28 protein-coding genes and 1 riboswitch are annotated in these 25,552 nt (G+C 74.5%); of the genes, 18 read left to right on the top strand and 10 right to left on the bottom strand.

What is annotated here, in order from left to right; all coding sequences use genetic code 11:
- Position 1: 1 nt before the first annotated feature.
- Genes WHI96_RS06050 through WHI96_RS06040 form a run of 3 tightly spaced genes read right to left on the bottom strand, consistent with a single transcriptional unit; the run spans position 2 to position 2,945 of the window.
- Positions 2 to 859, bottom strand: coding sequence for a DUF2705 family protein (locus WHI96_RS06050; protein WP_345642282.1), 858 nt, complete (start codon positions 857 to 859; stop codon positions 2 to 4).
- Positions 856 to 1,806: an ABC transporter ATP-binding protein gene (locus WHI96_RS06045; protein ID WP_345642278.1), complete on the bottom strand. Its 951-nt coding sequence runs from the start codon at positions 1,804 to 1,806 to the stop codon at positions 856 to 858. Before WHI96_RS06045 ends, WHI96_RS06050 begins: the two co-directional genes overlap by 4 nt.
- The gene (locus WHI96_RS06040) at positions 1,803 to 2,945 is read right to left on the bottom strand and encodes a hypothetical protein (protein ID WP_345642276.1); all 1,143 of its coding nucleotides are present in this window, start codon (positions 2,943 to 2,945) and stop codon (positions 1,803 to 1,805) included. The genes WHI96_RS06045 and WHI96_RS06040 overlap by 4 nt, the downstream gene beginning before the upstream one ends.
- Positions 2,946 to 3,034: 89 nt before the next feature.
- On the opposite strand from WHI96_RS06040, the gene hrcA reads away from it, so the two are divergent.
- From hrcA to WHI96_RS05975, 13 genes are all read left to right on the top strand, one after another.
- On the top strand, positions 3,035 to 4,054 hold the full coding sequence (gene hrcA, locus WHI96_RS06035) for a heat-inducible transcriptional repressor HrcA (RefSeq protein WP_345642273.1): 1,020 nt from the start codon (positions 3,035 to 3,037) through the stop codon (positions 4,052 to 4,054).
- A 45-nt stretch (positions 4,055 to 4,099) separates the two neighbouring features.
- Positions 4,100 to 5,266: a molecular chaperone DnaJ gene (gene dnaJ, locus WHI96_RS06030; protein WP_161151755.1), complete on the top strand. Its 1,167-nt coding sequence runs from the start codon at positions 4,100 to 4,102 to the stop codon at positions 5,264 to 5,266.
- Positions 5,267 to 5,270: 4 nt separating this feature from the next.
- Positions 5,271 to 6,026, top strand: coding sequence for a 16S rRNA (uracil(1498)-N(3))-methyltransferase (locus WHI96_RS06025; RefSeq protein WP_345642270.1), 756 nt, complete (start codon positions 5,271 to 5,273; stop codon positions 6,024 to 6,026).
- A 93-nt stretch (positions 6,027 to 6,119) separates the two neighbouring features.
- Positions 6,120 to 7,016 carry an alpha/beta hydrolase gene (locus WHI96_RS06020; RefSeq protein ID WP_345642267.1) on the top strand — a complete coding sequence of 299 codons (897 nt, stop codon included), beginning with the start codon at positions 6,120 to 6,122 and terminating at the stop codon, positions 7,014 to 7,016.
- 132 nt (positions 7,017 to 7,148) lie between these two features.
- On the top strand, positions 7,149 to 8,213 hold the full coding sequence (locus tag WHI96_RS06015) for a PhoH family protein (RefSeq protein ID WP_345642951.1): 1,065 nt from the start codon (positions 7,149 to 7,151) through the stop codon (positions 8,211 to 8,213).
- 91 nt (positions 8,214 to 8,304) lie between these two features.
- Positions 8,305 to 8,850, top strand: coding sequence for an rRNA maturation RNase YbeY (ybeY, locus tag WHI96_RS06010; protein ID WP_345642264.1), 546 nt, complete (start codon positions 8,305 to 8,307; stop codon positions 8,848 to 8,850).
- Between the two features lie 37 nt (positions 8,851 to 8,887).
- A complete protein-coding gene (locus tag WHI96_RS06005; RefSeq protein WP_226356007.1) occupies positions 8,888 to 10,312 on the top strand; it encodes a hemolysin family protein in 1,425 nt (474 codons plus the stop codon).
- 114 nt (positions 10,313 to 10,426) lie between these two features.
- Entirely contained in the window at positions 10,427 to 11,659 is a 1,233-nt protein-coding gene (lhgD, locus tag WHI96_RS06000) for an L-2-hydroxyglutarate dehydrogenase (RefSeq protein ID WP_345642257.1), read from the top strand.
- Positions 11,656 to 12,558 (top strand): GTPase Era, encoded by a 903-nt coding sequence (gene era, locus WHI96_RS05995; protein WP_345642254.1) that lies wholly within the window; start codon positions 11,656 to 11,658, stop codon positions 12,556 to 12,558. The genes lhgD and era overlap by 4 nt, the downstream gene beginning before the upstream one ends.
- A gap of 20 nt (positions 12,559 to 12,578) precedes the next feature.
- A complete protein-coding gene (gene recO, locus WHI96_RS05990) occupies positions 12,579 to 13,415 on the top strand; it encodes a DNA repair protein RecO (RefSeq protein WP_345642251.1) in 837 nt (278 codons plus the stop codon).
- 224 nt (positions 13,416 to 13,639) lie between these two features.
- Entirely contained in the window at positions 13,640 to 14,002 is a 363-nt protein-coding gene (locus tag WHI96_RS05985) for a hypothetical protein (RefSeq protein WP_345642248.1), read from the top strand.
- 34 nt (positions 14,003 to 14,036) lie between these two features.
- Positions 14,037 to 14,864, top strand: coding sequence for an isoprenyl transferase (locus WHI96_RS05980; RefSeq protein ID WP_345642245.1), 828 nt, complete (start codon positions 14,037 to 14,039; stop codon positions 14,862 to 14,864).
- Positions 14,861 to 15,277, top strand: coding sequence for a hypothetical protein (locus WHI96_RS05975; RefSeq protein WP_345642242.1), 417 nt, complete (start codon positions 14,861 to 14,863; stop codon positions 15,275 to 15,277). The genes WHI96_RS05980 and WHI96_RS05975 overlap by 4 nt, the downstream gene beginning before the upstream one ends.
- Positions 15,278 to 15,318: 41 nt before the next feature.
- Here WHI96_RS05975 and WHI96_RS05970 read toward each other — a convergent pair whose 3' ends face one another.
- Both WHI96_RS05970 and WHI96_RS05965 read right to left on the bottom strand, forming a co-directional pair.
- On the bottom strand, positions 15,319 to 15,528 hold the full coding sequence (locus WHI96_RS05970) for a DUF2795 domain-containing protein (RefSeq protein WP_345642240.1): 210 nt from the start codon (positions 15,526 to 15,528) through the stop codon (positions 15,319 to 15,321).
- Positions 15,529 to 15,608: 80 nt separating this feature from the next.
- Positions 15,609 to 16,244 (bottom strand): hypothetical protein, encoded by a 636-nt coding sequence (locus WHI96_RS05965; RefSeq protein WP_345642237.1) that lies wholly within the window; start codon positions 16,242 to 16,244, stop codon positions 15,609 to 15,611.
- A 74-nt stretch (positions 16,245 to 16,318) separates the two neighbouring features.
- Positions 16,319 to 16,433: riboswitch (SAM riboswitch) on the top strand.
- 43 nt (positions 16,434 to 16,476) lie between these two features.
- On the opposite strand from WHI96_RS05965, the gene WHI96_RS05960 reads away from it, so the two are divergent.
- Complete coding sequence (locus WHI96_RS05960; protein WP_345642235.1) at positions 16,477 to 17,865, top strand: aminotransferase class V-fold PLP-dependent enzyme; 1,389 nt, start codon at positions 16,477 to 16,479, stop codon at positions 17,863 to 17,865.
- Positions 17,866 to 17,874: 9 nt separating this feature from the next.
- Here the strand turns inward: WHI96_RS05960 and WHI96_RS05955 are convergent, their stop codons facing one another.
- Together WHI96_RS05955 and WHI96_RS05950 are read right to left on the bottom strand one after the other, a co-directional pair.
- A complete protein-coding gene (locus WHI96_RS05955; RefSeq protein ID WP_425571537.1) occupies positions 17,875 to 18,327 on the bottom strand; it encodes a Fur family transcriptional regulator in 453 nt (150 codons plus the stop codon).
- Positions 18,324 to 18,701: an ArsR/SmtB family transcription factor gene (locus WHI96_RS05950; protein ID WP_345642232.1), complete on the bottom strand. Its 378-nt coding sequence runs from the start codon at positions 18,699 to 18,701 to the stop codon at positions 18,324 to 18,326. Before WHI96_RS05950 ends, WHI96_RS05955 begins: the two co-directional genes overlap by 4 nt.
- A gap of 105 nt (positions 18,702 to 18,806) precedes the next feature.
- Between WHI96_RS05950 and WHI96_RS05945 the strand changes: the two genes are divergently transcribed.
- The 3 genes from WHI96_RS05945 (at position 18,807) to WHI96_RS05935 (ending at position 21,879) form a co-directional block, all read left to right on the top strand.
- Positions 18,807 to 19,136 (top strand): antibiotic biosynthesis monooxygenase, encoded by a 330-nt coding sequence (locus WHI96_RS05945; RefSeq protein ID WP_345642229.1) that lies wholly within the window; start codon positions 18,807 to 18,809, stop codon positions 19,134 to 19,136.
- A 193-nt stretch (positions 19,137 to 19,329) separates the two neighbouring features.
- Positions 19,330 to 20,271, top strand: coding sequence for a type IV toxin-antitoxin system AbiEi family antitoxin domain-containing protein (locus WHI96_RS05940; protein ID WP_345642226.1), 942 nt, complete (start codon positions 19,330 to 19,332; stop codon positions 20,269 to 20,271).
- 201 nt (positions 20,272 to 20,472) lie between these two features.
- On the top strand, positions 20,473 to 21,879 hold the full coding sequence (locus tag WHI96_RS05935) for a glycine--tRNA ligase (RefSeq protein WP_345642223.1): 1,407 nt from the start codon (positions 20,473 to 20,475) through the stop codon (positions 21,877 to 21,879).
- Between the two features lie 63 nt (positions 21,880 to 21,942).
- On the opposite strand, the gene WHI96_RS05930 is transcribed toward WHI96_RS05935, so the two are convergent.
- From WHI96_RS05930 to WHI96_RS05920, 3 genes are all read right to left on the bottom strand, one after another.
- Positions 21,943 to 22,143 (bottom strand): hypothetical protein, encoded by a 201-nt coding sequence (locus tag WHI96_RS05930; protein ID WP_345642219.1) that lies wholly within the window; start codon positions 22,141 to 22,143, stop codon positions 21,943 to 21,945.
- 86 nt (positions 22,144 to 22,229) lie between these two features.
- Complete coding sequence (locus tag WHI96_RS05925; protein WP_345642216.1) at positions 22,230 to 23,219, bottom strand: hemolysin family protein; 990 nt, start codon at positions 23,217 to 23,219, stop codon at positions 22,230 to 22,232.
- The gene (locus tag WHI96_RS05920; protein ID WP_345642213.1) at positions 23,216 to 24,637 is read right to left on the bottom strand and encodes a hemolysin family protein; all 1,422 of its coding nucleotides are present in this window, start codon (positions 24,635 to 24,637) and stop codon (positions 23,216 to 23,218) included. Before WHI96_RS05920 ends, WHI96_RS05925 begins: the two co-directional genes overlap by 4 nt.
- A 535-nt stretch (positions 24,638 to 25,172) precedes the next feature.
- Here WHI96_RS05920 and WHI96_RS05915 point away from each other — a divergent pair.
- A complete protein-coding gene (locus WHI96_RS05915; RefSeq protein ID WP_345642206.1) occupies positions 25,173 to 25,535 on the top strand; it encodes a VOC family protein in 363 nt (120 codons plus the stop codon).
- The last annotated feature ends 17 nt before the right edge of the window (positions 25,536 to 25,552 follow it).

Below are 25,552 nucleotides of genomic sequence, written 5' to 3'. Positions count from 1 at the left end.
GTCAGCTCGCGATGTCCTTGGTCGCCAGGTTCGCCCACGCCGCCCCGACGGCCACGGCGACCCAGCCCGCCTGCACCCAGGCCCCGGTGCGGGCGGCGTCGTAGAGCACCGGGTCGCGGTAGAGGTCGATCCAGGCCAGCCAGTGCGCCGTGGGCAGGACGTCCACGAAGCCCGCGGAGGCGTCCAGCGCCTGCAGGGACGCGCTGGTCACCACGACGGCGAGCACCGCCAGCGCCGCCGCCAGCGGTGAGTCGGTCAGGGTGGAGAAGAAGATCCCCAGCGCGCCCAGGGTGAGCATGCACAGCGCCAGGTAGGCCACGGTCAGCCCGGTCCGGGTCGCCAGGTCCACCGGTTCGATCACCGTCCCGGACAGCGACGCGACCGAGCCGGGCCCGGCGTCGACCGGGGGCAGGGTGAGGCCACCGGCGGCGGTGGTGGTGCCGGTGCCGAACACCGCGATCCCCACCGCGTACGACGTCAGCACCACCAGCGTGACCGCGGTGACCACGAAGAACGCCACCGACACCAGCTTCGCCACCAGCAGCCGCAGCCGTCCGACCGGCCGGATCAGCAGGTAGCGCAGCGTCCCCGCGGCGGCCTCCCCGGCCACGGTGTCCCCGGCGACCACCGCCACGGTGATCGGCAGCAGGATCGGCAGCACCAGCGCCAGCGCGAACGCCGGGAAGATCTGCCCGTTCGTCGCGACCGCGGACAGGAACGCCGGCCCCTGCCCGGGCGGCGGGAGGATCCCGGTGGCCGACACGACCACCGCGACGAGAGCCGGCAGCGCGCACAGCAGCAGCCAGCACAGCCACACCCGGGTGCGGCGCAGCAGCAGCGCCAGCTCGACGAGGATCACCGCGCCACCCCCCGCCCGGCCGTCGCCACCCGGTCCGAGCCGTCCCCGGTCCGTTCCAGCACCACCTGTTCCAGGGTGCGGCGCTCCGGTTCCAGTGACGCCACCGGCACCCCGGCCCGCACCAGGTGCGCGTTGAGGTCGGCGGGGTCGACGGCGCGCACCACGAGCCGGTCGCCGTCGGCGGACTCCAGCGCCCGGCCGAGCACCCGCGCCGCGGCCGCCGGGGCCGGGGTGCGGACGACGACCCGGCCGGTCGGTGCCCGCAGCTCGTCGAGGTCCTGGGTGAGCACGAGGTGCCCGGCGTCCATCACCCCGACCCGGGTGCACAGCGTCTCCACCTCGGCGAGCAGGTGGCTGGACAGCACCACGGTCGTGCCCCGTTCGTTCAGCGCGGTCAGCAGGGCGCGCATCTCGCCGATGCCCCGCGGGTCCAGGCCGTTGGTCGGCTCGTCGAGCAGCAGCAGCTCCGGGGCGCGCAGCAGCGCCGAGGCGATGCCCAGGCGCTGGCGCATCCCCAGCGAGTAGGCCCGCACCGGGCGGCGGTCGACCCCGCCCAGGCCGACCTGCTCCAGGGCCTCCTGCACGCGTCGTCGCCGGTCGGCGGGCCGGTGCAGCGGGCCGCCCACCGAGCCCGCCGCGTCGAGCAGGGTCAGGTTCGCCCGGCCCGACAGCCCCGGCCAGGCGGCGGGGGACTCGACCAGCGCACCGACCCGCGGCAGCACCGTGCGGGCGGCCCGGGGCATCGGCGAGCCGAGCACCTCGATCGACCCCGAGGTGGCGTGCACCAGCCCGAGCAGCATCCGCACCAGCGTCGTCTTGCCCGAGCCGTTCGGGCCCAGCAGCCCGAACCGGGAGCCGGCGGGCACCGCCAGGTCGACGCCGTCGACGGCGGTGACCCGGCCGAACCGCTTGGTCACCGCGTGCGTCGCGACCACCGGGTCGTTCACCGGCGGGTCCCCATCAGCTCGACGGCGGCGGACTCCAGCACACCGGGGCGCACCGTCCCGGCCAGCAGCACCCCGCGCCGTCGCCGACGGGCGACGACCAGGCTGAGCAGCGGCGTCGCCACCCGGGCGGCCGAGCCGCCGGGCAGGCCCGGCACGTCCACCCCGCCCGCGGCGGCCGAGCCGCGCACGATCCCGTCGACGACCTCCGGCCCGGCCGGGACCAGCACGAACCGGCCGACCCCGGTGCCGTAGACGCCGACCCCGGGCAGCAGCTCGGCGGCCGGGACGTCCCCGGACACCGGCAGCTCGACCCGGTCCCGGCCGGCGAGCCGGTCCGGCGGGGGCGCCGCGCCGACCCCGCGCAGCGAGCCGGTCAGGTCGTCGGGTCGGGTCCGCACCCGCTCCGCCGACGACGGCGGCGCCGGGACCAGCGCCGCGGCCCGCGGTGCGTCGGTGTCCAGCGCCTCGAACGCCGTCTGCAGGAGCGGGCCCGCGCCGTCCCGGGCGGCGATCTCGACCGCGACCGGGAGGACGCCGTCGCCGACGGGGACCGACCACACGTCGATCCGCCCGGCCAGGCTGTCCGGGTCGGCCGGGGTCACCCGCAGCCCGGCCGCGGCCAGCCCGGCCACCCGCCGCGGTGGCAGCGCCGTCACCGGGTCGTCCGGGGTCGCGCCGAGCAGCCGGCGGGCCAGGTCGGCCGGGGCGAGGTCCGAGGCCCGCGGGAACCGCACCGGGGCGAGCGGGGAGACCGTGGTGAGCCGGTTCGCGCCGTAGTCCCAGATCCGTTCGACCTGTCCGTCGCGGTAGGTGTCGACCTCGCCGACCGGGGTCAGCTCGTCGACCCGCCAGCGGCCCGCGTCGGCGACGTGGACGCGGATCCGGGTGGTCGTGGACAGCAGCCGGGCCGCGGAACCGATCGGCGCGACGGTGGGCAGCCCGAGCCGGCCGGTCGCCGTCGCCAGGCCGGAGTGGGGGACGACACCCGCCAGGATCCGGGCCCGCAGCGCGGCCGGCTCCGTGTCCCCGGCGACGTCGCCGACGACCCGCCAGCGGTCGGCCGTCCCCACCGCCACCAGGGCGACGGCACCGGCACCGACGAACAGGGAGCGCCGGCCGAAGCGGCGTGCGGACATCACCCCACCCACCGTGCCACGCCGCGCGCCCCGGCCGCGCGGCCACGACGGCGCCTAGGATGGACGGGGCACACCGGGGGAGGTGCGAGGAGATGAACGCCGACGAGCGACGGTTCGCCGTGCTGCGGGCCATCGTGGCCGACTACGTGTCGACGCAGGAGCCCGTGGGCTCGAAGGCCATCGTCGACCGGCACAACCTCGGGGTGTCGAGCGCGACGGTGCGCAACGACATGGCCGTCCTCGAGGAGGACGGACTGATCGCCCAGCCGCACACCAGCGCCGGCCGGATCCCCACCGACAAGGGCTACCGGCAGTTCGTCGACCGGATCTCGCAGGTCAAGCCGCTGTCGTCGGCCGAGAAGCGGGCCGTGCAGACGTTCCTGGACGGCGCGGTCGACCTCGACGACGTGCTGCGCCGCTCGGTGCGGCTGCTCGCGCAGCTGACCCGACAGGTCGCCGTCGTGCAGTACCCGACGCTCACCCGCTCCACGGTCCGCCACCTCGAGGTCGTGCAGCTGACCCCGGCCCGGCTGATGCTGGTGCTGATCACCGACTCCGGTCGCGTCGACCAGCGCGTCGTCGACCTGGGGGACGTGCTCGCCGACACCGACGTCGCCCGGCTGCGCGAGGTGCTCGGCAACGCCCTGGCCGGCCGCAAGCTCGCCGAGGCCTCCGCGGCCGTCGCCGAGCTGCCCGACACCGCGCCGGAGGACCTGCGCACCCCGCTGCTGCACCTCGCGACGGTGCTCATCGAGACCCTCGTCGAGCACCCCGAGGAGCGGATGGTGCTGGGCGGCACGGCGAACCTGACCCGCAGCCACGCCGACTTCCCCGGCTCGCTGCGCCAGGTCCTGGAGGCACTGGAGGAGCAGGTCGTGGTCATGCGGCTGCTCGCGGCCTCGCAGGACTCCGGGCTGGTCACGGTCCGGATCGGCGAGGAGAACGAGGCCGAGGACCTGCGCACCGCGTCCGTGGTCACGGTGGGGTACGGATCGGGTACCCCGCTGGGCGGGATGGGCGTCGTCGGACCGACCCGGATGGACTACCCGGGCACGATCTCGGCGGTGCATGCGGTCGCCCGGTACGTGGGTGAGATCCTGACCGGTCGGTAGACCTTTCATCGTCGTTGTACGTACTTCATTGAGGAAAAGAGCCAGGTGGCACGCGACTACTACGGGATCCTGGGCGTCGAGCGCGGCGCCGACGCCTCGGAGATCAAGCGGGCGTACCGCAAGCTCGCCCGTGAGCTGCACCCGGACGTCAACCCCGACCCCGCGGCGCAGGAGCGGTTCCGGGAGGTCAGCGCCGCCTACGAGGTACTGACCGACCCCGAGAAGCGCCGGGTCGTCGACCTCGGCGGCGACCCTCTCGACGCCCGCGGCGGGGGTGGCGGCGGCGGTGACCCGTTCGCCGGGTTCGGCGGGTTCAGCGACATCATGGACGCGTTCTTCGGCGGCACCGCCGGCGGCGGACGCGGGCGCGGCCCGCGCAGCCGGGTCCAGCCCGGCGCCGACGCGCTGATCCGGATGGAGCTGACGCTGGAGGACTGCGCCGCCGGGGTGCAGCGCGACCTCGCCGTCGACACCGCGGTCCTGTGCACCCAGTGCCAGGGCTCCGGCTGCGCCGAGGGCACCCACCCCACCGCCTGCGACACCTGCGGCGGCTCCGGGGAGATCCAGAGCGTGCAGCGCTCGTTCCTCGGGCAGGTCGTCACCGCACGGCCCTGCCCGACCTGCCGCGGGTTCGGCGAGGTCATCCCCGATCCCTGCCGCCAGTGCGCGGGCGACGGCCGGGTCCGGTCGCGGCGCACGGTCGCCGTCAAGATCCCGGCGGGTGTCGCCGAGGGCATGCGGGTGCGGCTGTCCGGGCAGGGCGAGGTCGGCTCCGGCGGCGGCCCCGCCGGTGACCTCTACGTCGAGGTGGAGGAGGCGCCGCACGAGCTGTTCACCCGCGACGGCGCCGACCTGCACTGCACGCTCCCGCTGCCGATGACCGCGGCCGCGCTCGGCACCACGCTGCCGCTGCCGCTGCTCGACGGCTCGGTCGCCGAGATCGACGTCGAGGCGGGCACCCAGCACGGCACGGTCCGCACGCTGCGCGGCAAGGGCATGCCCCGGCTGCGCTCCACCGGGCGCATCGACGGCCACGGCGACCTCCTCGTGCACGTCGAGGTGGCGGTGCCCACCCGGCTGGACAAGGAGCAGACCGACCTGCTGCGCCGCCTCGCCGAGCTGCGCGGTGAGGAGCAGCCGGACCTGATCGGCGGCTCCCGCAACGGGCACGGCCTGTTCTCCAAGCTGCGCGACAGCTGGACCGGACGCTGACCCGGTGACGACGGCGCCGCTGTTCCTGGTCGACGACGTCGCGTCCCTCCCGGGCCCGGGCTCCGACACGGTGCTCGACGGTCCGGAGGGGCGCCACGCCGCGACCGTGCGACGGCTGCGCCCCGGCGAGGCGCTGGTGCTGTCCGACGGCCGGGGCGGGCTCGCCCGCGCCGAGGTCGTCGACGTCGCCGGGCGGGACGCGCTGACCGTGCGGCTGCACGAGGTGACCCGGGTGCCCGCACCCGCGGTCCGCGTCGTCGTCGCACAGGCGCTGGTCAAGGGCGACCGCGGCGAGCTCGCCGTGGAGACCGCCACCGAGGCCGGCGCCGACGGGTTCGTCCCCTGGAAGGCGGCCCGCTGCGTCACCCGGTGGGACGACGGCCCGCGCGGCGCGAAGGCCCTCGAACGCTGGCGGTCCACCGTCCGCGAGGCGGCCAAGCAGGCCCGCCGCCCGTGGCAGCCCGAGGTCGCCGACCCGGTGACCACCGCGCGGCTCGCCGCCCGGGTCGGTGCCGCCGACACCGCGCTGGTGCTGCACGAGTCCGCGGGCGAGGACCTCGCCTCGGTCGCGCTGCCCGCGGCGGGGGAGGTGCTGCTCGCCGTCGGACCGGAGGGCGGCGTCGACGACGCCGAGCTCGACCGCCTCGCCGACGCCGGCGCCGTCCCGGTCCGGATGGGACCGGAGGTGCTGCGGGCCTCCACCGCGGCCTGCGTCGCGCTCGGCGCGATCGCGGTGCGCACCGGCCGCTGGGCCCGCTGACCCGTCCGGTCGCGTCACCGCCGGGTGCGTACGCCGGTCACGATCCGGCGAACCGGTCGTCGGGGACGGGGCGCGGGTGTCATCATCCGCCGCGTGAGTGACCACGCTCCCCGGATCGGACGCCGCGCGCTGCTGGCAGGACTCGCCGCCGCCCCGCTGCTCGGGGCCTGCGGCAACGACGCCCCCGCGGCCCCGCGGCGGCCCCCGCGCGACGAGACCGCCCCGCGGACCGAGCGGATGGCCTACGGCGGCCAGCCCGACCAGTTCGGCGAGCTGACCTTCCCGGCCACCCGGGACCTGCCCCGCGGCGCGGTGATCGTCGTGCACGGCGGGTTCTGGCGGGCCGGCACCGACCTCACGATCATGCGCCCGGTCGTCGACGCGCTGGTCGCGGCGCGCTTCGCGGTCTGGAACATCGAGTACCGGAAGGTGGCCGCCGGCGGTGGCTGGCCCTCCACCTTCGACGACGTCGCGATGGCCGCCGACCACCTCGCCACGCTGCGCTCCACCCGGCTCGACCTGCGCCGGCTCGTCGTGCTCGGGCACTCGGCGGGCGGGCACCTCGCGGGCTGGCTGGCGATGCGCGCGAAGCTCGCCCCCGGCGACCCGGGCGCGACGCCCGCGGTCCGCCCGGCCGGGGTGGTCTCGCTGGCCGGGGTGCTCGACCTGGCCGGCGGGATGCTGCTCGGCGACGGCGCCGTGGCCGACCTCGTCGCGGCGACCCCGGGTGCCGACCCGGCCCGCTTCCGGGCGACCAGCCCGCTGGAGGCCGTCCCGCTCGGGGTGCCGTCGGTGTGCGTGCACGGCACCGCCGACGAGGTGGTCCCGCTCTCCCAGAGCGAGGACTTCGTCGCCGCCGCGACCGCCGCCGGGGACCGGTCGGAGCTCGTGCGGGTCGAGGGCGCGAACCACCTGCAGCTCATCGACGTCGCCCACCCCGGCTGGGCCGCCGCGCTGCAGGCCGTGGAACGGCTGAGCACCCCCGCCTGATCCGCGGGGAGAATCCGCGGGTGCCGTCGGCGGTCCGACCGGTACGATCGGCGCAGTCCGGCGACCCGACGTACGAGGCAGGCGAACACACTCTTGACCGGCACCGAACCCGGCTCCACCCCCCGGACCGACCTGCGGTCCACCGCGGCACCGGGCGGGACCGTCCGGTCGAGGATGGCCGTGCCGGACACCGCCGTCCTGTCCCTGCTCGGCTCGCGCGACGAGAGCCTGCGCGCCGCCGAGGAGGAGCTGACCGCCGACGTCCACGTCCGCGGCAACGAGCTGACCCTGTCCGGGGACCCGGGCGACGTCGCGTTCGCCGAGCGGGTCTTCACCGAGCTGATCACCCTGGCCGAGCGCGGCCAGCTGGTCGGCGCGGACACCGTGCGCCGCACCGTGCAGATGCTCTCGGCGGAGAACACCGCCGACGAGCGCCTGGGCGAGTCCCCGGCCGAGGTCCTGAGCCTGGACATCCTGTCCCGGCGCGGGAAGACCATCCGGCCCAAGACGCTCAACCAGAAGCGCTACGTCGACGCCATCGACGCGTTCACGATCGTCTTCGGCATCGGCCCGGCCGGTACCGGCAAGACCTACCTGGCGATGGCGAAGGCCGTGCAGGCGCTGCAGGCCAAGCAGGTCAACCGGATCATCCTGACCCGGCCCGCGGTCGAGGCGGGGGAGCGGCTGGGCTACCTGCCCGGCACGCTGTTCGAGAAGATCGACCCGTACCTGCGCCCGCTCTACGACGCGCTGCACGACATGATCGACCCGGAGTCCATCCCGAAGCTGATGGCCGCCGGGACGATCGAGGTCGCGCCGCTGGCCTACATGCGCGGCCGGACCCTCAACGACGCGTTCATCATCCTCGACGAGGCGCAGAACACCACGCCCGAGCAGATGAAGATGTTCCTCACCCGGCTCGGCTTCGGCTCGCGGATCGTCGTGACCGGCGACATCACCCAGGTCGACCTCCCGGGCAACGCCCGGTCCGGTCTGGCCGTCGTGCAGGACATCCTCGACGGTGTCGACGACGTGCACTTCTCCCGGCTCGAGAGCGCCGACGTGGTCCGGCACCGCCTGGTGTCCGACATCGTCGACGCCTACGCCCGGTTCGACGCGACCGAGCACCGCACGGCCGCCGTCGGCAACGGCGCACCCCGCAACGGCCCCGCGCGGCGTCCCGACCGGCGGCGGTGACCGGGGGACGGGTGGCACCGGGACCGTCGGTGCGGCCGTCTAGGCTGCCCCCTACATCCGTATCGGCGAGCAGGGGCAGGGCAGCGGCGGCGTGAGCATCGAGGTCGTCAACGAGTCCGGGATCACGGTCGACGAGGCGCAGATCGTGTCGGTCGCCCGGTACGCGCTGGACGCGATGAAGGTGAGCCCGTCCGCCGAGCTGGCGATCACCGCCGTCGGGCTCGACGCGATGGAGGAGCTGCACGTCCGCTGGATGGACGAGCCGGGCCCCACCGACGTCATGGCGTTCCCCATGGACTCCCTCGCCGAGGACACCCGGCGTCCCGACGCGCCGGACCTGGGCCCCGCCCTGCTCGGCGACGTCGTGCTCTGCCCGGCCTTCGCCCGGGACCAGGCGCGCAAGGCCGGGCACACCCTGGCCGACGAGCTGCACCTGCTGACCGTGCACGGCATCCTGCACCTGCTGGGGTACGACCACCTCGAGCCCGAGGACGAGCGCGAGATGTTCGCGCTGCAGAACCGGCTGCTGGTCCGCTGGCGGTCCGACCGGGCCCGCGAGCGCGCGCGGGACGCCCAGAAGCGCAGCGACGACCGCCTCCTCGGTGCCGCCGGCTTCGAGGACGAGTCCGGCCGGTGACCGGAAGACCCACGACCACGTTCTCCGAGGAGCAGAAGTGACCACCGTCTGGCTGATCGTCGCGACGGTCCTGCTCGTGCTGCTGGCCGGGGTGTTCGCCGCCGCGGACTCGGCCCTCATGTCGATCTCGCGCGCCCGGGTGGACGCCGTGGTGCGCGCCGGCCGCGCCGGCGCGAAGGCGCTCGCCGCCGTCGTCGCGGACCGGCCGCGGCACGTCAACCTGCTGATGCTGCTGCGGGTCACCTGCGAGACGGTCGCGATCATCCTGCTGGCCCTCGCGCTCGCGCCGCTGTTCTCCGCCACCTGGATCGGGCTGCTGCTCACCGGCGTGCTCATGGTGCTCGCCAGCTACGTCCTGATCGGTGTCGGCCCGCGGACGCTGGGCCGCCAGCACCCGTACCGGATCGGGCTGCTGCTCGCGGGCCCGATCCGCGCGATCGGCGTCGTGCTGTCCCCGCTGGCCAAGCTGCTGATCCTGCTGGGCAACGCGATCACCCCGGGCCCCGGTTTCCGCGACGGCCCGTTCTCCACCGAGGTCGAGCTGCGCGAGCTCGTCGACATGGCCAGCAACCGCGGCGTGGTCGACGAGGGCGAGCGCAAGATGATCCACTCGGTGTTCGAGCTGGGGGAGACCCCGGTCCGCGACATCATGGTGCCGCGGCCGGACCTGATCTGGACCGAGCGCGACACCCCGGTGGAGAAGGTGCTGCGCCTGGCGCTCAAGAGCGGCTACTCGCGCATCCCGGTGCTCGGCGAGGGCGTGGACGACGTCATCGGCATCGCCTACCTCAAGGACCTGGTCCGGGCCCGTGAGGAGGCCCGGCGCGGCGAGCGGGAGGTCCCGCTGCTCGACATCCTGCGCCCCGCCGCCTTCGTGCCGGACTCCAAGCGCAGCGACGACCTCATGCGCGAGATGCAGCGCACCCGCAACCACATGGCCGTCGTCGTCGACGAGTACGGCGGCACCGCGGGCGTGGTGACGATCGAGGACATCCTCGAGGAGATCGTCGGCGAGATCACCGACGAGTACGACACCGAGGAGGTGCCCGAGGTCGCCGAGGCCTCCGACGGCGCCTTCCGGGTCTCCGCCCGGCTGCCCGCCGAGGACCTCGAGGAGCTGTTCGCCGGCCGGTTCCGCGGCACCCCGCGCGAGGACGAGCTGCACGAGGCGCTGGAGAACGCCGACGTCGACACCGTCGGCGGGCTGCTCGCCCAGCGGCTGGGCAAGGTGCCGCTGCCCGGCGCCACCGCCGAGCTGGACGGCCTGCTGCGGCTGCAGGGCGAGGGCGGCAAGGACGCCCGCGGCCGTGTCCGCATCACCTCGGTGCTGGTCAGCCCGCTGGAGCCGGCCGAGACCGAGGACACCGACCACGACGAGCCGCGCGGGGACACCCGGGAGTCCGACGTGCCCGACCACGTCGCGGGCGACCCCACCGAGCACGCCGGCGCCGACCGGCACTGACCTGGCCGTCCCCGGCCACGGGGAGCGACCGACGGACGTGACCGTCCCGCCACGGGTGGGACGCGAGGAGGATCTGATGGCTGCCCGCACGACCATCCCCGCGGAGCGTGCCCGGTGACCGGGCTGCCCGCGACACCGCGCTACGACCTGGTCGTCGTCGGCGGTGGGATCGTCGGCCTGGCCACCGCGTACGCCGCCACCCGCAACGGGCTCAGCGTCGCCGTCGTCGAGCGTGAGCAGCGCCTGGCGAACCACCAGACCGGCAACAACTCCAACGTCGTGCACTCCGGGCTGTACTACGCGCCGGGCGGCTACAAGGCCCGCCTGGCCGTCGCCGGGTGTGCCGAGACCATCGCGTTCTGCCGCGAGCACGACCTGCCGCACCAGGTGTGCGGCAAGCTCGTCGTGGCGACCGAGCCCGAGGAGCTGCCCCGGCTCGACGAGCTGGCCCGCCGTGGCGACGCCAACGGCGTGGAGAACCACCGCCTCGACGAGCACGGCATCCGCACCTACGAGCCCGACGTCCGCGGTCTCGCCGCGCTGTGGGTGCCCTCGACCGGCATCACCGACTACCGGCTGGTCGCGGAGAAGCTGGGCGAGCTGGTGGAGAAGAACGGCGGCGAGGTCCACCTGGGCCGCACCGTCACCGGGTTGGCCCGCCGCCCGTCCGACGTCGTCGTGCGCACCACCCGCGGCGACCTGCTCGGCACCCGCGCGGTCGTCTGCGGCGGCCTGCGCTGCGACGAGCTCGCCCGCCTGGCCGGTGCCGACCCCGGGGTGCGGATCGTGCCGTTCCGCGGCGAGTACTCCGGCTTCTCCGAGCGGGCCGCCTCGCTGGTCCGCGGTCTGATCTACCCGGTGCCCGACCCGGCGTTCCCGTTCCTCGGGGTGCACGCCACCCGCGGCATCGACGGCACCGTGCACGCCGGCCCGAACGCCGTCCTGGCGATGGCCCGCGAGGGCTACGACTGGCGCACGGTGAAGCCGAAGGAGCTGCTCGGCACGCTGACCTACCCGGGGATGCTGAAGGTGGCGCGCACGCACTGGCGCTACGGCATCGGCGAGGTCCGCCGCTCGCTGTCGACGCGGGCGATGGTCCGCCAGATCCAGCGGATGCTGCCCGACGTCACCGCCTCCGACCTGCACCCGGCCGGCGCCGGGGTGCGGGCCCAGGCGGTGAAGGCCGACGGCACCCTGGTCGACGACTTCCTGTTCCTCGACCAGGCCGGTCCGGACGGCGCGGGCCGCCCCGGCTCGATCCTGCACGTGCTGAACGCACCCTCCCCGGCGGCGACGGCGGCCCTGCCGATCGGCCGTGAGATCCTCGACCGGCTGGGTGCGGCGTGACCGGCGCACAGCCCGAGGGCTTCCGGTCCGGGTTCGCCTGCTTCGTCGGCAGGCCCAACGCCGGCAAGTCGACGCTGACCAACGCGCTGGTCGGGGAGAAGATCGCGATCACCTCCTCGCGCCCGCAGACCACCCGGCACGCGATCCGCGGGATCGTGCACCGCCCGGACGCCCAGATCGTCCTGGTCGACACCCCGGGGCTGCACCGCCCGCGGACCCTGCTCGGGTCGCGGCTCAACGACCTGGTGCGCGAGACCTGGTCCGAGGTCGACGTCGTCGGGTTCTGCGTGCCCGCCAACGAGAAGGTCGGCAAGGGCGACCGGTTCATCGCCGAGGAGCTGCGGCGGATCGCCGCGCACACCCCGGTGGTCGCCGTCGTCACCAAGACCGACACCGCCCGCCCCGAGCAGGTCGCCGAGCGGCTCACCGAGGTGTCGGCCCTGATGGAGTTCACCGAGGTCGTGCCGACCTCGGCGCGGTCGGGTTTCCAGGTGTCGCTGCTCTCGGACCTGCTGGTGGGGCTGCTGCCGGAGGGCCCGCAGCTCTATCCCGACGGCGACCTCACCGACGAGCCGACCGACGTGCTCGTCGCCGAGCTCGTGCGGGAGGCGGCGCTGGAGGGCGTGCGCGACGAGCTGCCGCACTCGATCGCCGTCGTCGTCGAGGAGACGATCGAGAAGAGGGACCTCCTGGAGATCTACGCGATCATCTACGTCGAGCGGTCCAGCCAGAAGGGCATCGTGATCGGCAAGGGCGGCGCCCGGCTCAAGCAGGTCGGCACCGACGCCCGCCGCCAGATCGAGAAGCTGCTGGGCACCCGGGTGCACCTCGACCTGCACGTCAAGATCGCCGAGGACTGGCAGCGCGACCCCAAGCAGCTGCGCAAGCTGGGCTTCTGACCACGACCTAGACTGGGCGCGTGGCCCAGCTCTACCGCGACACCGGGATCGTGCTCCGGGTGCAGAAGCTGGGCGAGGCCGACCGGATCATCACGATGCTGACCCGCCGGCACGGCAAGATCCGGGTGGTCGCCAAGGGCGTGCGCCGCACCCGGTCGCGGTGGGGCGCCCGGCTGGAGCCGTTCAACCACGTCGACGTCCAGTGCTACACCGGCCGCACGCTGGACGTGGTCACCCAGGCCCAGACCGTCGACGCGTTCGCCCCGGCGATCGTCGCGGACTGGTCGGCGTACTCCTGCGGCTGCGCGATCCTGGAGACCGCGGACCGGCTGGTGTCCGAGGAGGGTGAGCCGAGCCTGCGGGTGTACCTGCTGCTGCTCGGCGCCACCCGGGCGCTGGCCGACGGCGCCCGTGAACCGGCCCTGGTGCTCGACGCGTTCCTGCTGCGGGCGATGAGCCACGCGGGGTGGGCACCGTCGCTGTCGGAGTGCGCGCGCTGCGCGACCCCCGGCCCGCACCGGTCGTTCACCGTCGCCGGGGGCGGCATGGTGTGCCCGCGCTGCCGCCCGCCGGGCTCGGTGACCCCGGCGACCGAGACGGTGGCCCTGCTGTCCGCGCTGCTGCACGGCGACTGGGACACCGCGGACGCCTCGGGCACCCCGACCCGGCGTGAGGCCAGCGGCCTGGTCGCGGCGCACCTGCAGTGGCACCTGGAGCGGCAGCTGCGCTCGCTGCCCCTGGTCGACCGCCGCGCCCGGGTCCGGCCCGCCGCCGTCGTCGCACCCGGGGTCCCGGGGCCCGTCCCGGAACCGCCGGACGGCGGAGCAGTGACACCCCCGGACGCTCCTCCCGACTAGACCGATCCGACTCCTGGTCCCGGCGTGGAGTGCCGTGAGCGGCCCGCCCGCTTCGTCGAGCGGTGGACGCGCGGGCGCGCCGCCCGTCGCGGTGCCGCCGGTCGCGTCGGACGGGACTTCCGCCGACTCCACCGGGTGATCATCGCTTTCGACGGGCAACCGGTTCCGCCGTCTCGTTACGCTCCTGTGATCGAGGGGACCCCAGCCCCGTCGGAGAGGCAGTCGTGAACCGACCCCACACCCCGCCGCCGGACGACGACCACACCGGTCGGACCCACCGTCTCCCGGCCGCCACGCAGCGCATCCCGGTGCCGCCCACCCAGCAGCTCCCGGTCCGCACCGAGGCCATGCCGGAGTCCCCGCAGGACGGGCCGACCCGCGCGATGCGCCAGGTCCGGGCCCGCACCGAGGACGGCGCGTGGCCGGCCATCCCGATGCTGCCGGTGATCCGGCCCGACGAGTCCGAGCCGATGTCGGAGGCCGACCGGGTCCGCGGGCACCGCGGGATGCGCCGGCTGCGCGAGACCATCGAGCGGCTGGAGGACCCGGCCGTGCCGGCCTGGCCGCAGCCCGACCACCGCGACTGACCCCGTCCACCGTCCCCGACGTAGGGTCGGCGACGTGCCGTTCCAGCCTCCCGCACCGCACCCGTCCGGTGCCCGGCCCCCGGCGATCCCGCCGGAGCTGGTGCCGCGTCACGTCGCCCTCGTGATGGACGGCAACGGCCGCTGGGCCAACGCCCGCGGCCTGCCCCGCACGGAGGGCCACAAGCGGGGCGAGGCCTCGCTGATGGACGTCGCCCGCGGGTGCATCGACCTGGGTGTGCGCTGGCTGTCGGCGTACGCGTTCTCCACCGAGAACTGGCGGCGCAGCCCCGACGAGGTCCGGTTCCTGATGGGCTTCAACCGCGACGTGATCCGCCGCCGCGTCGACGAGATGGACGCGATGGGGGTCCGGGTCCGCTGGGCGGGCCGGCGCCCGCGGCTGTGGCGCTCGGTGATCAAGGAGCTGGAGATCGCCGAGGAGCGCACCCGCGGCAACGACGTGCTGAACCTGACCATGTGCGTCAACTACGGCGGCCGCGCCGAGATCGTCGACTCGGTGCGGCAGATCGCCCGGCTCGCCGCGGAGGGCCGGATCAACCCCGACAAGATCGACGAGCGGATGCTGGCCCGGTACCTCGACGAGCCGGACATGCCCGACGTCGACCTGTTCGTGCGCTCCTCGGGGGAGCAGCGGACGTCGAACTTCCTGCTCTGGCAGAGCGCCTACGCCGAGATGGTCTTCCTGGACACGCTGTTCCCGGACTTCGACCGCCGCCACATCTGGCAGGCGATCGAGATCTACGCGCGCCGGGACCGGCGCTTCGGGGGAGCTTCCGAGCGTCGCGGAGCGGGCGCGAGCCTCGACACGGCCGCAGCGGCCCCGAACGATGGAGCGGCACCGTGACCACCGATGTGATCTCCGGGATGCTCACCACCGCCAAGGGGTCGCTGGAGCGGTTCCACGACGTCACCACCGACGACGACGGCGCGCTGACCTTCGCCCACGGCGGCGTGCTGTGCGTGGTGCAGGGCACCGAGCTGGAGGAGGGCCTGCCCGTCCTCAACCTGACCTGCGTCGTCGCGTGGGATCTGCCGGAGTCCGCCGACCCGGAGCACGACGTGCCGCGACGGGTCGGCCTCGGGGTGGGGGAGGGCCTGTTCGGCACGCCCCGGGTGGTGCGCGGTGAGCGCGGCTGGGACGTGACGCTGCGCTACGCCTTCCCCGCGGCCGGGCTGGGCGAGGGGCCGATGGGCACCCTGCTGATGCTGGTCGTGTCCTCGGCGTCGAGCATGCGCGCGGAGCTGGTCGGGAGCTGAGACCCGCCCGGCCGGGGGCGCACCCCCCGGCCGCGGCCCGGTCACTCCTGGTCGTCGCCGGTGTCGACGGCCGCGACGACGGCGTCGACCGAGGTGTAGTCCTCGGCCGGTGCCGAACGCAGGGCCTCGACCGTCGCGGCGTCGGCGCCGTTGCGCTCGGCGGTCCACGCCAGGTCGTCCTTGGAGGCGGGGAACCCGAGACCGTGCAGGGCGCTGCGGACGGCGTCGGCGGTCGTCGTACGGGATGTCATGGGGTCACCTCTCGTCGGGAGCGTTCGGTGACCGGGTAGCCGTTGTGCGGCGGTCCATGCACGGGACGGCCGCACGCCGGTCAGCCCTCCCCGGCGGGGTCCGCCTCCCCGACGTCGCTGAGGTGCACGACCGGCAGCGCCGCCAGCTGGCCCGCGGACATCGCGTGCGCCACGCCCAGCACGTCGTTCTGGACCGTGGTCATCCGCGCGTCCACCAGCCCGGACAGGCTGTAGGCGACCCGGCCGAGCAGCCGCACCGTGGTCTCGTCGACCTGGGGGCGCGGGGTGGAGACGACCGCGACACCGCGCGGGGCGCCGTCGTTGGACTGGGCGACGCCGATCTCGTAGGACTCACGCGGGTTGACGTGCCGTGACGCGTAGTGGTCGCGCAGCGTGGACATCATGTCGTGGAACCCGGTGACGTCACCCTCGAGCTCCAGGGTGGACAGGTCGTCCTTCGTGAGGGTCGTGGTGCGGCCGGAGAAGCAGCGCACGTAGCCGATCACCGCGCCCGTCCACAGTGCCTCGACCAGAGCCGGGTCGGCGGCCACCCGGACCGGGCCGGACTCCGGGCCACCGAGCGCGGTCACCAGGTGCTCGCAGCACTGCAACACGTACTGCAGATCGTCGAACACCGCCGCCAGCCGGGCGAGCTCGCCGGACTCCGGGACGTCGATCCGCCGTACCGTGCCCGGGGCGGGTTGCGTGTCGGTCATCGTTCAGACGCTATCCGGGGTGGCGACGGTCACGGTGTCTCCTTCTGAGACGGTCTGCTAGCTTCGTCGCCGAAGGTCACGAGTGCCAGCGTCAAGCCCCGGCTCGCTGGACGGCAACCCTCCTCCGCGGTGGGGTGCCCCGGGTGATGACCGGGCCGACGCGACACCCGCTGTCGGCAAGCGCGGATCCGTGCGCCACGCCGGGTCCCCGAGATCGGCCGGAGGCCTGATCATGACCCTCGCCCTGTCGCGTCCCGTCCCGCACACGCTGCCCCGCGTCGTCGGTGCGGACCTCACCGTCCCGCTCGTCGACGGCCGGTGGGCCCGCTACTGCGACCTCGACTGCGCCGCGTCGGCGCCGGCGCTGGAGAGCGTCGCCGCGCACGTCGCGCAGGTGCTGCCCTACCACGGCAGCGTGCACCGCGGCGCCGGCTGGACCTCGAAGGTCTGCACCGCGCTGGTGGAGAACGCCCGCGCCGACGTCGCCCGGTTCGTCCGGGCCCGCGCCGAGGACGTCGTGGTGTTCACCCGCAACACCACCGACGCGCTCGGCCTGCTCGCCCGCGCCGTGCCCGGCCCGGTGGTGACCCTCGACCTGGAGCACCACGCGACGCTGCTGGCCTGGCGGGGCGGTTCCGGCGGCGCCGAGCACCGGGTCGTGCGGGCCGGCCGCAGCATCGCTGCGACCCTCGACGCGCTGCGGGCCGAGCTCGCCGCCCGTCCCGACGCCGCGCTGGTCGCGGTCACCGGTGCGTCCAACGTGACCGGCGAGCTCCTCCCGGTCGCCGAGATCGCGCGGATCGCCCACGCCGCGGGCGCCCGGTTGTGCGTCGACGCGGCGCAGCTGGCCCCGCACCGGCGCGTCGACCTGGCCGGGTGGGGCGCGGACTACGTCGCACTGTCCGGGCACAAGCTCTACGCGCCCTACGGCGCCGGGGTCCTCGTCGGCCGCCGGGACTGGCTCGACGCCGCCGAGCCGCACGTCGCGGGTGGGGGAGCGGTCCGGTCGGTCGGCGTCACGGCCGACGACGCCGTCGACGGCCCGGGCTGCACCGTCACCGAGTGGCTGCCCGCCCCGCAGCGCCACGAGGGCGGCACCCCGAACGTGCTCGGCGCCGCCGCGCTGGGCGCGGCCTGCCGCACCCTCGAGGACCTGATCGACGACGCCGTGCCCGCCCACGAGCGCGAGCTCGCCGCCCGGCTGCGCGCGGGCCTGGCGACCGTCCCCGGCCTGCGGATCCTGTCCTGCTTCGACGACGGTCCCGGCGCCGACCGCACCGCGACCGTCTCGTTCACCCTCGGCGAGCTGCCCGCGGGCCTCGTCGCGTCGGCGCTGTCCGCCGAGTACGGCATCGGCGTCCGCGACGGGCGGTTCTGCGCGCACCCGCTGCTGGATCGGCTCACCGGCGGCGGTGACGCGGTGCGCGCCTCCCTGGGCCTGCGCACCGGCTCCTCCGACGTCGACCGGCTGGTCGACGCGCTGACCGACCTGGCGCGGCGCGGTCCGGCCTGGACCTACGCCCTCGTCGACGGCCGGTGGGCGCCCACCCCGGACCCGCGCCCGGCCGACCCGTTCGCCCGGGACCGGGAGCTGCCGGCCGTCCCCGGCTGCGGGGACTGATCCGGCGCGTCAGCCCGCCGAGCAGCGGCCGCAGAGGCCGAAGATCTCGCACGTGTGCGACACCTCGGTGAAGCCGTGCTGCCGTGCGACCGACTCGGTCCAGGACTCGACGGTCGGCCCCTCGATCTCGACGGCGGCGCCGCACCGGCGGCACACCAGGTGATGGTGGTGGTGCTCGGTCTCGCAGCGCCGGTAGACCGCCTCGCCGGACGCGACCCGCAGCACGTCGACCTCGCCGCCCTCGGCGAGGGTCTGCAGGGTCCGGTAGACCGTGGTCAGGCCGATGCCCTCACCGGCGCGCCGCAGCTCCTCGTGGATCTCCTGGGCGGACCGGAAGTCCTCCAGGCGGTCGAGCAGCGCGGTGACGGCGGCCCGCTGCCGGGTGGCGCGGATGCCGCGCGGCCCGGCGGTGGACCGCTGCGCGATCGTCGCCGCGGTCGTCCGGTCGGTCGTCTCCGTCACGTGTCCTCCTCGACGTGGGCGACGGCGTCCACCACGATGTGCGCCAGGTGGTCGTCCACCAGCGAATACAGCACCTCACGGCCCTTCCGCTCGCCCTCGACCACCCCGGCGGCCTTGAGGACCCGCAGGTGCTGGCTGATCAGGGGCTGGGTGACCCCGAGCGCGTCCACCAGGTCGTGGACGCACCGGGAGTGTTCCAGCAGCTGCAGGACGATGGCGATCCGGACCGGTGCGGCGAGTGCCCGCAGCAGGTCGCCCGCGGCGGCCAGGGTGCGCGGGTCGCGGGTCGGGCCGGGCTCGGGCACGGGGTGGTGGTCGTCGTCCGCGCCCGGGCCGGCTCCCGGTGCGTGCGTGGTCTGGGCTGCGGCAGACATGTGGTGGACCCGTCCGTTCCCCGGAGGCGGCGGCCACACCCCCCGGCGCTGCTGTGCCGTGCCGGCCGCACCCGACATGGTAGGCGTGTTCGTTATCGTCGCGCCGTGCTGCTGGTCTGCCGCTTCCGCGTGTCCCCCTCCGAGGAGGCCGCGTTCACCGCGCGCGCGGCCCGCGCCCTGGAGCTCCTGGCCGCCCGGCCGGGCTGCCGCGGGGGTGAGGCGGGCCGGGCGATCGAGGACGCCGGGCAGTGGGTCCTGACCGTCCGCTTCGACTCCGTGGACGCCTACCGGCGCGCCCTGGGGCCGTTCGAGGTCCGTGAGCACGTGCACCCGCTGCTGGCCGAGGCCGACACGACCACCGAGGCGACCTACGAGTCCCTGATCACGGTGACCCCCCGCGCCACCCCCGTCCACCACCCCAGCCTGCTGAGCTGACCTCCGACCTCGCACACGTTCCTGCGACCCCGCAGCCGCTGCAGAGCATGCGAGGTCGCAGGAACGTGTGCGAGGTGCGGCGGGGGCCGGGTTGTCCACAGCGCGCGCTCGACGCCCGGCGCGAGCCGGGACCGTCCACAGCCGGACGGGTGACGGGCTTCCCCCGCTCCCGGTGCACGGCGACGGTGGGGACATGGATCCCGACCCGCGACCGGCGCCCGGTTCGCCCGCCCCGGTGCTGCGCCGGGACCTGGTCGCGGCGGGCGTGGGCGACGACGAGCTCCGCAGGCTCCGGGCCTCGGGCCGGCTCGTCCGGCTGCGCCGCGGCGCGTACGTCGGGGCCGGTGACCTCGGACCGGAGGAACGACACCGGCAGACGGTGCGTGCGGCGGTCCGCACCCTGTCCCCGGACGCGGTGTTCAGCCACGTCTCGGCGGCCGCGATGCACGGGATCGGGCTGTGGCGGGTCCCGCTCGACCGGGTGGAGGTGACCAGGAACCGGCGCAGCGGTGCGCGGACGGCGCCGTCGGCGCGGTTCCACGCGGCGACGCTCGCCGCGGACGAGATCACCGTCGTCGACGGCGTCCCGGTGACGACGGTCCCGCGCACGGTCGTCGACCTGGCCCGCGCTCTGCCCTTCGTCGTGGCGGTCGCGGTCACCGACGCGGCGCTGCACGCCGGAGCCGTCACCGCCGACGAGCTCGCCGCCGCAGTGGCCCGGTCCGCGCGGCGTCCCGGCACCCCGGCCGCCCGCCGGGTGCTCGCCGCGGCCGACGGCGGTGCGGACGGCCCGGGGGAGACCCGCAGCAGGCTCCTCGTCCACTCCTGCGGCCTGCCCGCACCGGCCACCCAGCAGGAGCTGCGGGATCCGGCGGGACGGTTCCTCGGCCGGGTCGACTTCTGGTGGGAGCAGGCCCGGGTGGCGGGGGAGTTCGACGGGCGCATCAAGTACGGCCGGCGGCTCGACCCCGGTGGCGACCTCGAGGAGGTCCTGTGGCGGGAGAAGCTGCGGGAGGACGCGATCCGGGCCGAGGGCGTCGCGGTGGTGCGCTGGGTGTGGGCCGACCTGCACAGCGCGGCGTCGTTCGCCCCGACCGTCGCCCGCCTGCACCGCGCCCTGGACCGTGCCGCGTGAGCGCTCGACCTCGCAGACCGTTCTGCGACCTCGCAGCCTCTGCAGGGTGTGCGAGGTCGCAGGAACCTGTGCGAGGTCGGCCGGTCGGAGCCACCGCGGCGGGTGGGGGGCGGGGCAGGGGGTGGGGATGCACGGCGGGTCGGTAACCTGGGACGCCCCGTATCCGGGGACCTCCGAACCACCTTCTCTGGAGTACCGCCAGTGGCCAGCAAGCCCACCTCCGCCAAGATCGAGACCATCGTCGCGCTGACCAAGCGGCGCGGATTCGTCTTCGCCTCCGGTGAGATCTACGGCGGTACCCGCTCGGCGTGGGACTACGGGCCCCTCGGCGTGGAGCTGAAGGACAACATCAAGCGCCAGTGGTGGAAGACCATGGTGACCGGCCGCGACGACGTCGTCGGCCTGGACTCCTCGGTCATCCTCCCGCGCCAGACCTGGGTCGCCTCCGGCCACGTCAACGCCTTCACCGACCCGCTGGTCGAGTGCACCTCGTGCCACAAGCGCTACCGGGCCGACCAGCTGGCCGAGGAGTTCGCCGAGCGCAAGGGCCGCGACCCGGAGCAGGCCGACCCGAACGACCTGTCCGAGGTGCCCTGCCCGAACTGCGGCACCCGCGGCCAGTTCACCGCGCCGCGCGAGTTCAACATGATGCTGAAGACATTCCTCGGCCCGGTGGAGTCCGAGGAGGGCATGGCCTACCTGCGCCCGGAGACCGCGCAGGGCATCTTCGTCAACTTCCTGAACGTGCAGACGACCTCGCGCAAGAAGCCGCCGTTCGGCATCGGCCAGATCGGCAAGAGCTTCCGCAACGAGATCACCCCGGGCAACTTCATCTTCCGGACCCGCGAGTTCGAGCAGATGGAGATGGAGTACTTCGTCGAGCCGGGCAGCGACGAGGAGATCCACCAGTACTGGATCGACGAGCGCACCCGCTGGTACACCGACCTGGGCATCGATCGTGAGAACCTGCGGCAGTACGAGCACCCGAAGGAGAAGCTCTCCCACTACTCGAAGCGCACCGTCGACATCGAGTACCGGTTCAACTTCACCGGCCAGGAGTGGGGCGAGCTCGAGGGCATCGCGAACCGCACCGACTTCGACCTCACGACGCACTCGAACCACTCGGGCGTCGACCTGTCGTTCTACGACCAGGCCTCCGACACCCGCTACAAGCCGTACGTGATCGAGCCCGCCGCCGGTGTCGGCCGGTCGATGATGGCCTTCCTCATCGAGGCCTACACCGAGGACGAGGCGCCGAACGCGAAGGGCGGCGTCGACAAGCGCGTCGTGCTGAAGCTCGACCGCAGGCTCGCCCCGGTCAAGGCCGCGGTGCTGCCGCTGTCGCGCAACGCCGACCTGTCGCCGAAGGCGAAGGACCTGGCCGCGCAGCTCCGGAAGAACTGGAACGTCGACTTCGACGACGCCGGCGCCATCGGCCGCCGGTACCGCCGCCAGGACGAGATCGGCACCCCGTTCTGCATCACGGTCGACTTCGACACCCTGACCGACCAGGCGGTGACGATCCGCGAGCGCGACTCGATGGCGCAGGAGCGGGTCGCCCTCGACCAGGTCGAGACCTACCTGGCGACGCGCCTGCTCGGCTGCTGAGCGGGCTCCGGACCACGAACGCCCCCTCCCGGGATCCGGGCGGGGGCGTTCGTCGTGACTGGGTCAGCGCCGGCAGGCCGGCAGCTGTATGCCCGGCTCGGACCCGGTGCGGCGCACCTCCTGCAGCTGCTCGGCGGTCAGCGCGGCGTAGGGCGACCCTGGCCGGTAGGCCACGAGCGGTCCGCCGATGCGGTCCTCGAGCGGCGTGAGCCCGGCCGGCGCCGTCTCGTCGAGATCGGCGGGACGCCGCGTCGGAGCGGTCATCGCAACCTCCGTGGGTGATCGGGAGGCGACCCGGAGCAGGCCGCCCCGGACCGGGCGCAGTTCGGGTCCCCGGTCCGGGGTCGCTCCTACACCGGCTCCGGAAGGAGCCGCTCCACCAGGTCGGAGAGGGTGACGACGCCGACCGGGCGGTCGTCGGACTCCACCAGCGCCAGGTGCGCACGCTGCTCGCGCATCGTGTTCACCGCAGTGTGGTACCGCGTGTCCGCCGACAGGGTGAGCACCGGGCGCATCAGGTCCCGGGCGCGGGTCCCCGGCTCCCGGGTCAGGGTGTCGCGGACGTGCACGTACCCGACCGGGGTGTCGCCGTCGCGGACGACCAGCCGCAGGTGCCCGGTCCGCCGACAGGTCGCCTGGATGGCGGCGACGTCGTCGTCCGCGGCGACCCCGGAGGGCTCGCGCGCGAGCTCGCCCAGCGGGGTCCGCTCCAGCTCCAGCGCCGTGACCAGCTGGTCGCGGCGCCCCTGGTCCAGGGTTCCGGTCCTCGCCGAGTGGTCGACCAGCTGACGCAGGTCCTCGGCGTTGCGGCCCGAGGCCATCTCGTCGACGGGCTCGACGCCGCACCAGCGCAGGCAGCGGTTCGCCATGCCGTTGAGCAGGAGCAGCAGCGGCCGCGCGACGACCATGAACCCGCGCATCGGGATCGCCAGCATGATCGCCGAGCGCTCCGGGTGCGAGATCGCCCAGGACTTCGGCGCCATCTCGCCGACGACCAGGTGCAGGAACGTCACGACGATCAGCGAGATGACGAACGACGCCACCCCCGCGGCCCCGCCGGGGAGGCCCCAGCCCTCCAGGACCGGACGCAGCGCGTGGTCCACGGCCGGCTTGGTGATCGCACCGAGCCCCAGCACGCACAGCGTGATGCCCAGCTGGGACCCCGCCAGGAGCAGCGAGATGTCCTTGGCGCTGCGCAGCGCCGCCCGCGCCGACGCCGAGGTCAGCGCGGCCTCCTCCAGGCGGTAGTTCCGGGCGGCGACGAGCGCGAACTCGACGGCCACGAAGAACGCGCTCGCCGCGACGAGCAGGATCGACACCACGATCTCGAAGGCACTCATGCCCGCACCTCCCGCTCGTCGCTGTCGTGCTCGGAACCGGCGGTCACCGGCCCGGTCCACTCCAGGCGGACCGCCGACGGGACGCGCCGGTCGACCTCCTGCACCACCAGGCGCAGTGCGCGGTCCTCGTCGTCGGGGCTCTCGGCCGCGATCGTCACGACGACCGCGTCCCCGGTGTCGGGCAGCCGCTGCAGCTCGGCCATCACCAGACCGCCGACGGTCTGGTAGTCGCCCTCGGGCAACTCGGCGTCGATCAGCCTGCCGACCTCGTCGACGTGCCGGTCACCCGGCACGACCCAGCCGTCGTCGGACCGCAGTGCCTGGTCCGTCCCGGCCTGGTCGTGCTCGTCGGTGATCTCACCGACGAGCTCCTCGGCGACGTCCTCGACGGTGATGACGCCGGCCAGGCCGCCGTACTCGTCGAGCACGCACGCCAGCTCCTCGTCGTCGGCGCGCAGCTGGGCCAGCACCTGGGGCAGCGGCAGCGACGAGGGCACCAGCACCGGGGCGCGCATCAGGTCCGACACCAGCACCTCGTCGAACGGCCGGTCGTCGCGGTCGGCGAGGGCCAGCACGTCCTTCAGGCAGACCACGCCCACCAGCTCCAGTGCGTTCTCCGGGTCCGCCGCCTCGGCGGGCGGCCCGAGCACCGGGTACCGGGAGTGCTGGACGGCCATCTGCCCGACCAGGCTCTCGACGGTCGCGTCGGCGCGGACCCAGGACACCCGCGGCCGCGGGATCATCGCGGCCCGCGCGGTGCGGTCGCCGAAGTCGACGGCGCGGTCCAGCAGCACCGCGAACTCCGGGTTGAGGTCGCCCGAGTCCTTCGAGTCGTCGATGATCGCCTCGAGGTCGCGCGGGGTCGCCGAGTGCTCGACGTCGTGCACCGGCTCGATCCGCAGCGCACGCAGCAGCAGGTTGGAGGCCGCGTCGAAGATCCGGATGAGCCACCCGAACAGCGCCAGGTAGGTCGTGGTGGACAGCGCCAGCCACCGCGCGACCGGCTCCGGCCGGGCGATGGCGAGGTTCTTCGGGAACAGCTCGCCGAACACCATCTGGACGACGGTGGCGAACAGCAGCGCGATCACGGTGCCGATCGCGACACCGACGCCGAGCGGGACGTCGACCAGGCCCAGCAGCTCACCGATGCCGTTGCCGATCAGCGGCTCGGCGACGTAACCGACCAGCAGACCGGTGACGGTGATGCCGAGCTGGGCGCCCGACAGCATGAACGAGGTGCGACGGGTGATGTCGAGGGCACGGGACGCTCCGGTGTCGCCGTCGGCCGCACGGGCCTTGAGGCGGGAGCGGTCGACGGCCATGTAGCCGAACTCCTGGGCCACGAAGTAGCCGGTCAGGGCGGTGATCACGAGGACCACGAGGATGCCCAGGAGGATGCCGAGGATCGTGCCGATCACCGGGAGGTCACCGCCCGGGTCTCGGGCCCGGCCGGGATGTGCACGGCGTGGGCGGGGACGAGGACGATGCGGGGTCGCCGGCCGTCACGGGGACGGTCGGCGCGCGGACTGCAGGTGGGGTCCATGACTCCTGACTCGCGGTCTGATGGGTGTTCGACGCGTTCAACGCGTGCCGGAATCGTACGGTTCCGGCAGGCAGCCGTCGCGGTGGTCACCCGGTGATGGCCCGAACGGCGGTACCGGTGTGTGGCGCAACGACGCGGCCGGTCGTCCCCGTCCGTGATCACGTCTCGCCGGACACAGGCCGGTCCGCCCCGCTCCGGGTCGGTGGTCCGGGGCTCCGCGGCCGGCCGGACGGTGCTGTCGGCGGTGCCGATCGGCCACGCCCCGCGCCGGGGACGACCTCCGGGGCCTCCCGGTGGGCGCTGACCTCCCCTCCGGCACCCTGGTGACGGGCACGAACGCGCCCGCCGCGCGGTCGGCGTTCGTCCGACGTCGCCGATGAGATCGGGTCGCCGCGACGGTCGGTACGAGCATGACCCTGGAGACGATCCTCGTGAGCGGCGACGGCGAGCGGCTCGCCCGCTTCTACCGCGACCTGCTCGGCGCCACCGAGACCGCGCGCTTCCCCGCCGACGGTGCCCCGTTCTACCTCGGGCTGGAGCTGGGGGGCGCCCGGCTCGGCGTCGTCTGCGAGGCGTCGGCCCCGGACGGGCCGCAGCGGTTCCTGCTCTCCGCGGAGGTCGGCGCGGCCACCGACGTCGACGCGCTCCTGCCGCGGGTCGCCGAGCTCGGTGGCACGGTGTCCGGCGACCCGACCGACATGCCGTGGGGGCAGCGGGTCGCCCACGTGCGGGACCCGGACGGCAACACCCTGAACCTGTGCGGCGCGCTGTAGCCCGTTCTCAGCTCACC

It is taken from the genome of Pseudonocardia tropica (genome assembly GCF_040105315.1).
GTDB lineage: Bacteria > Actinomycetota > Actinomycetes > Mycobacteriales > Pseudonocardiaceae > Pseudonocardia > Pseudonocardia alni.
This window is presented reverse-complemented; position numbering and strand designations above follow the sequence as displayed.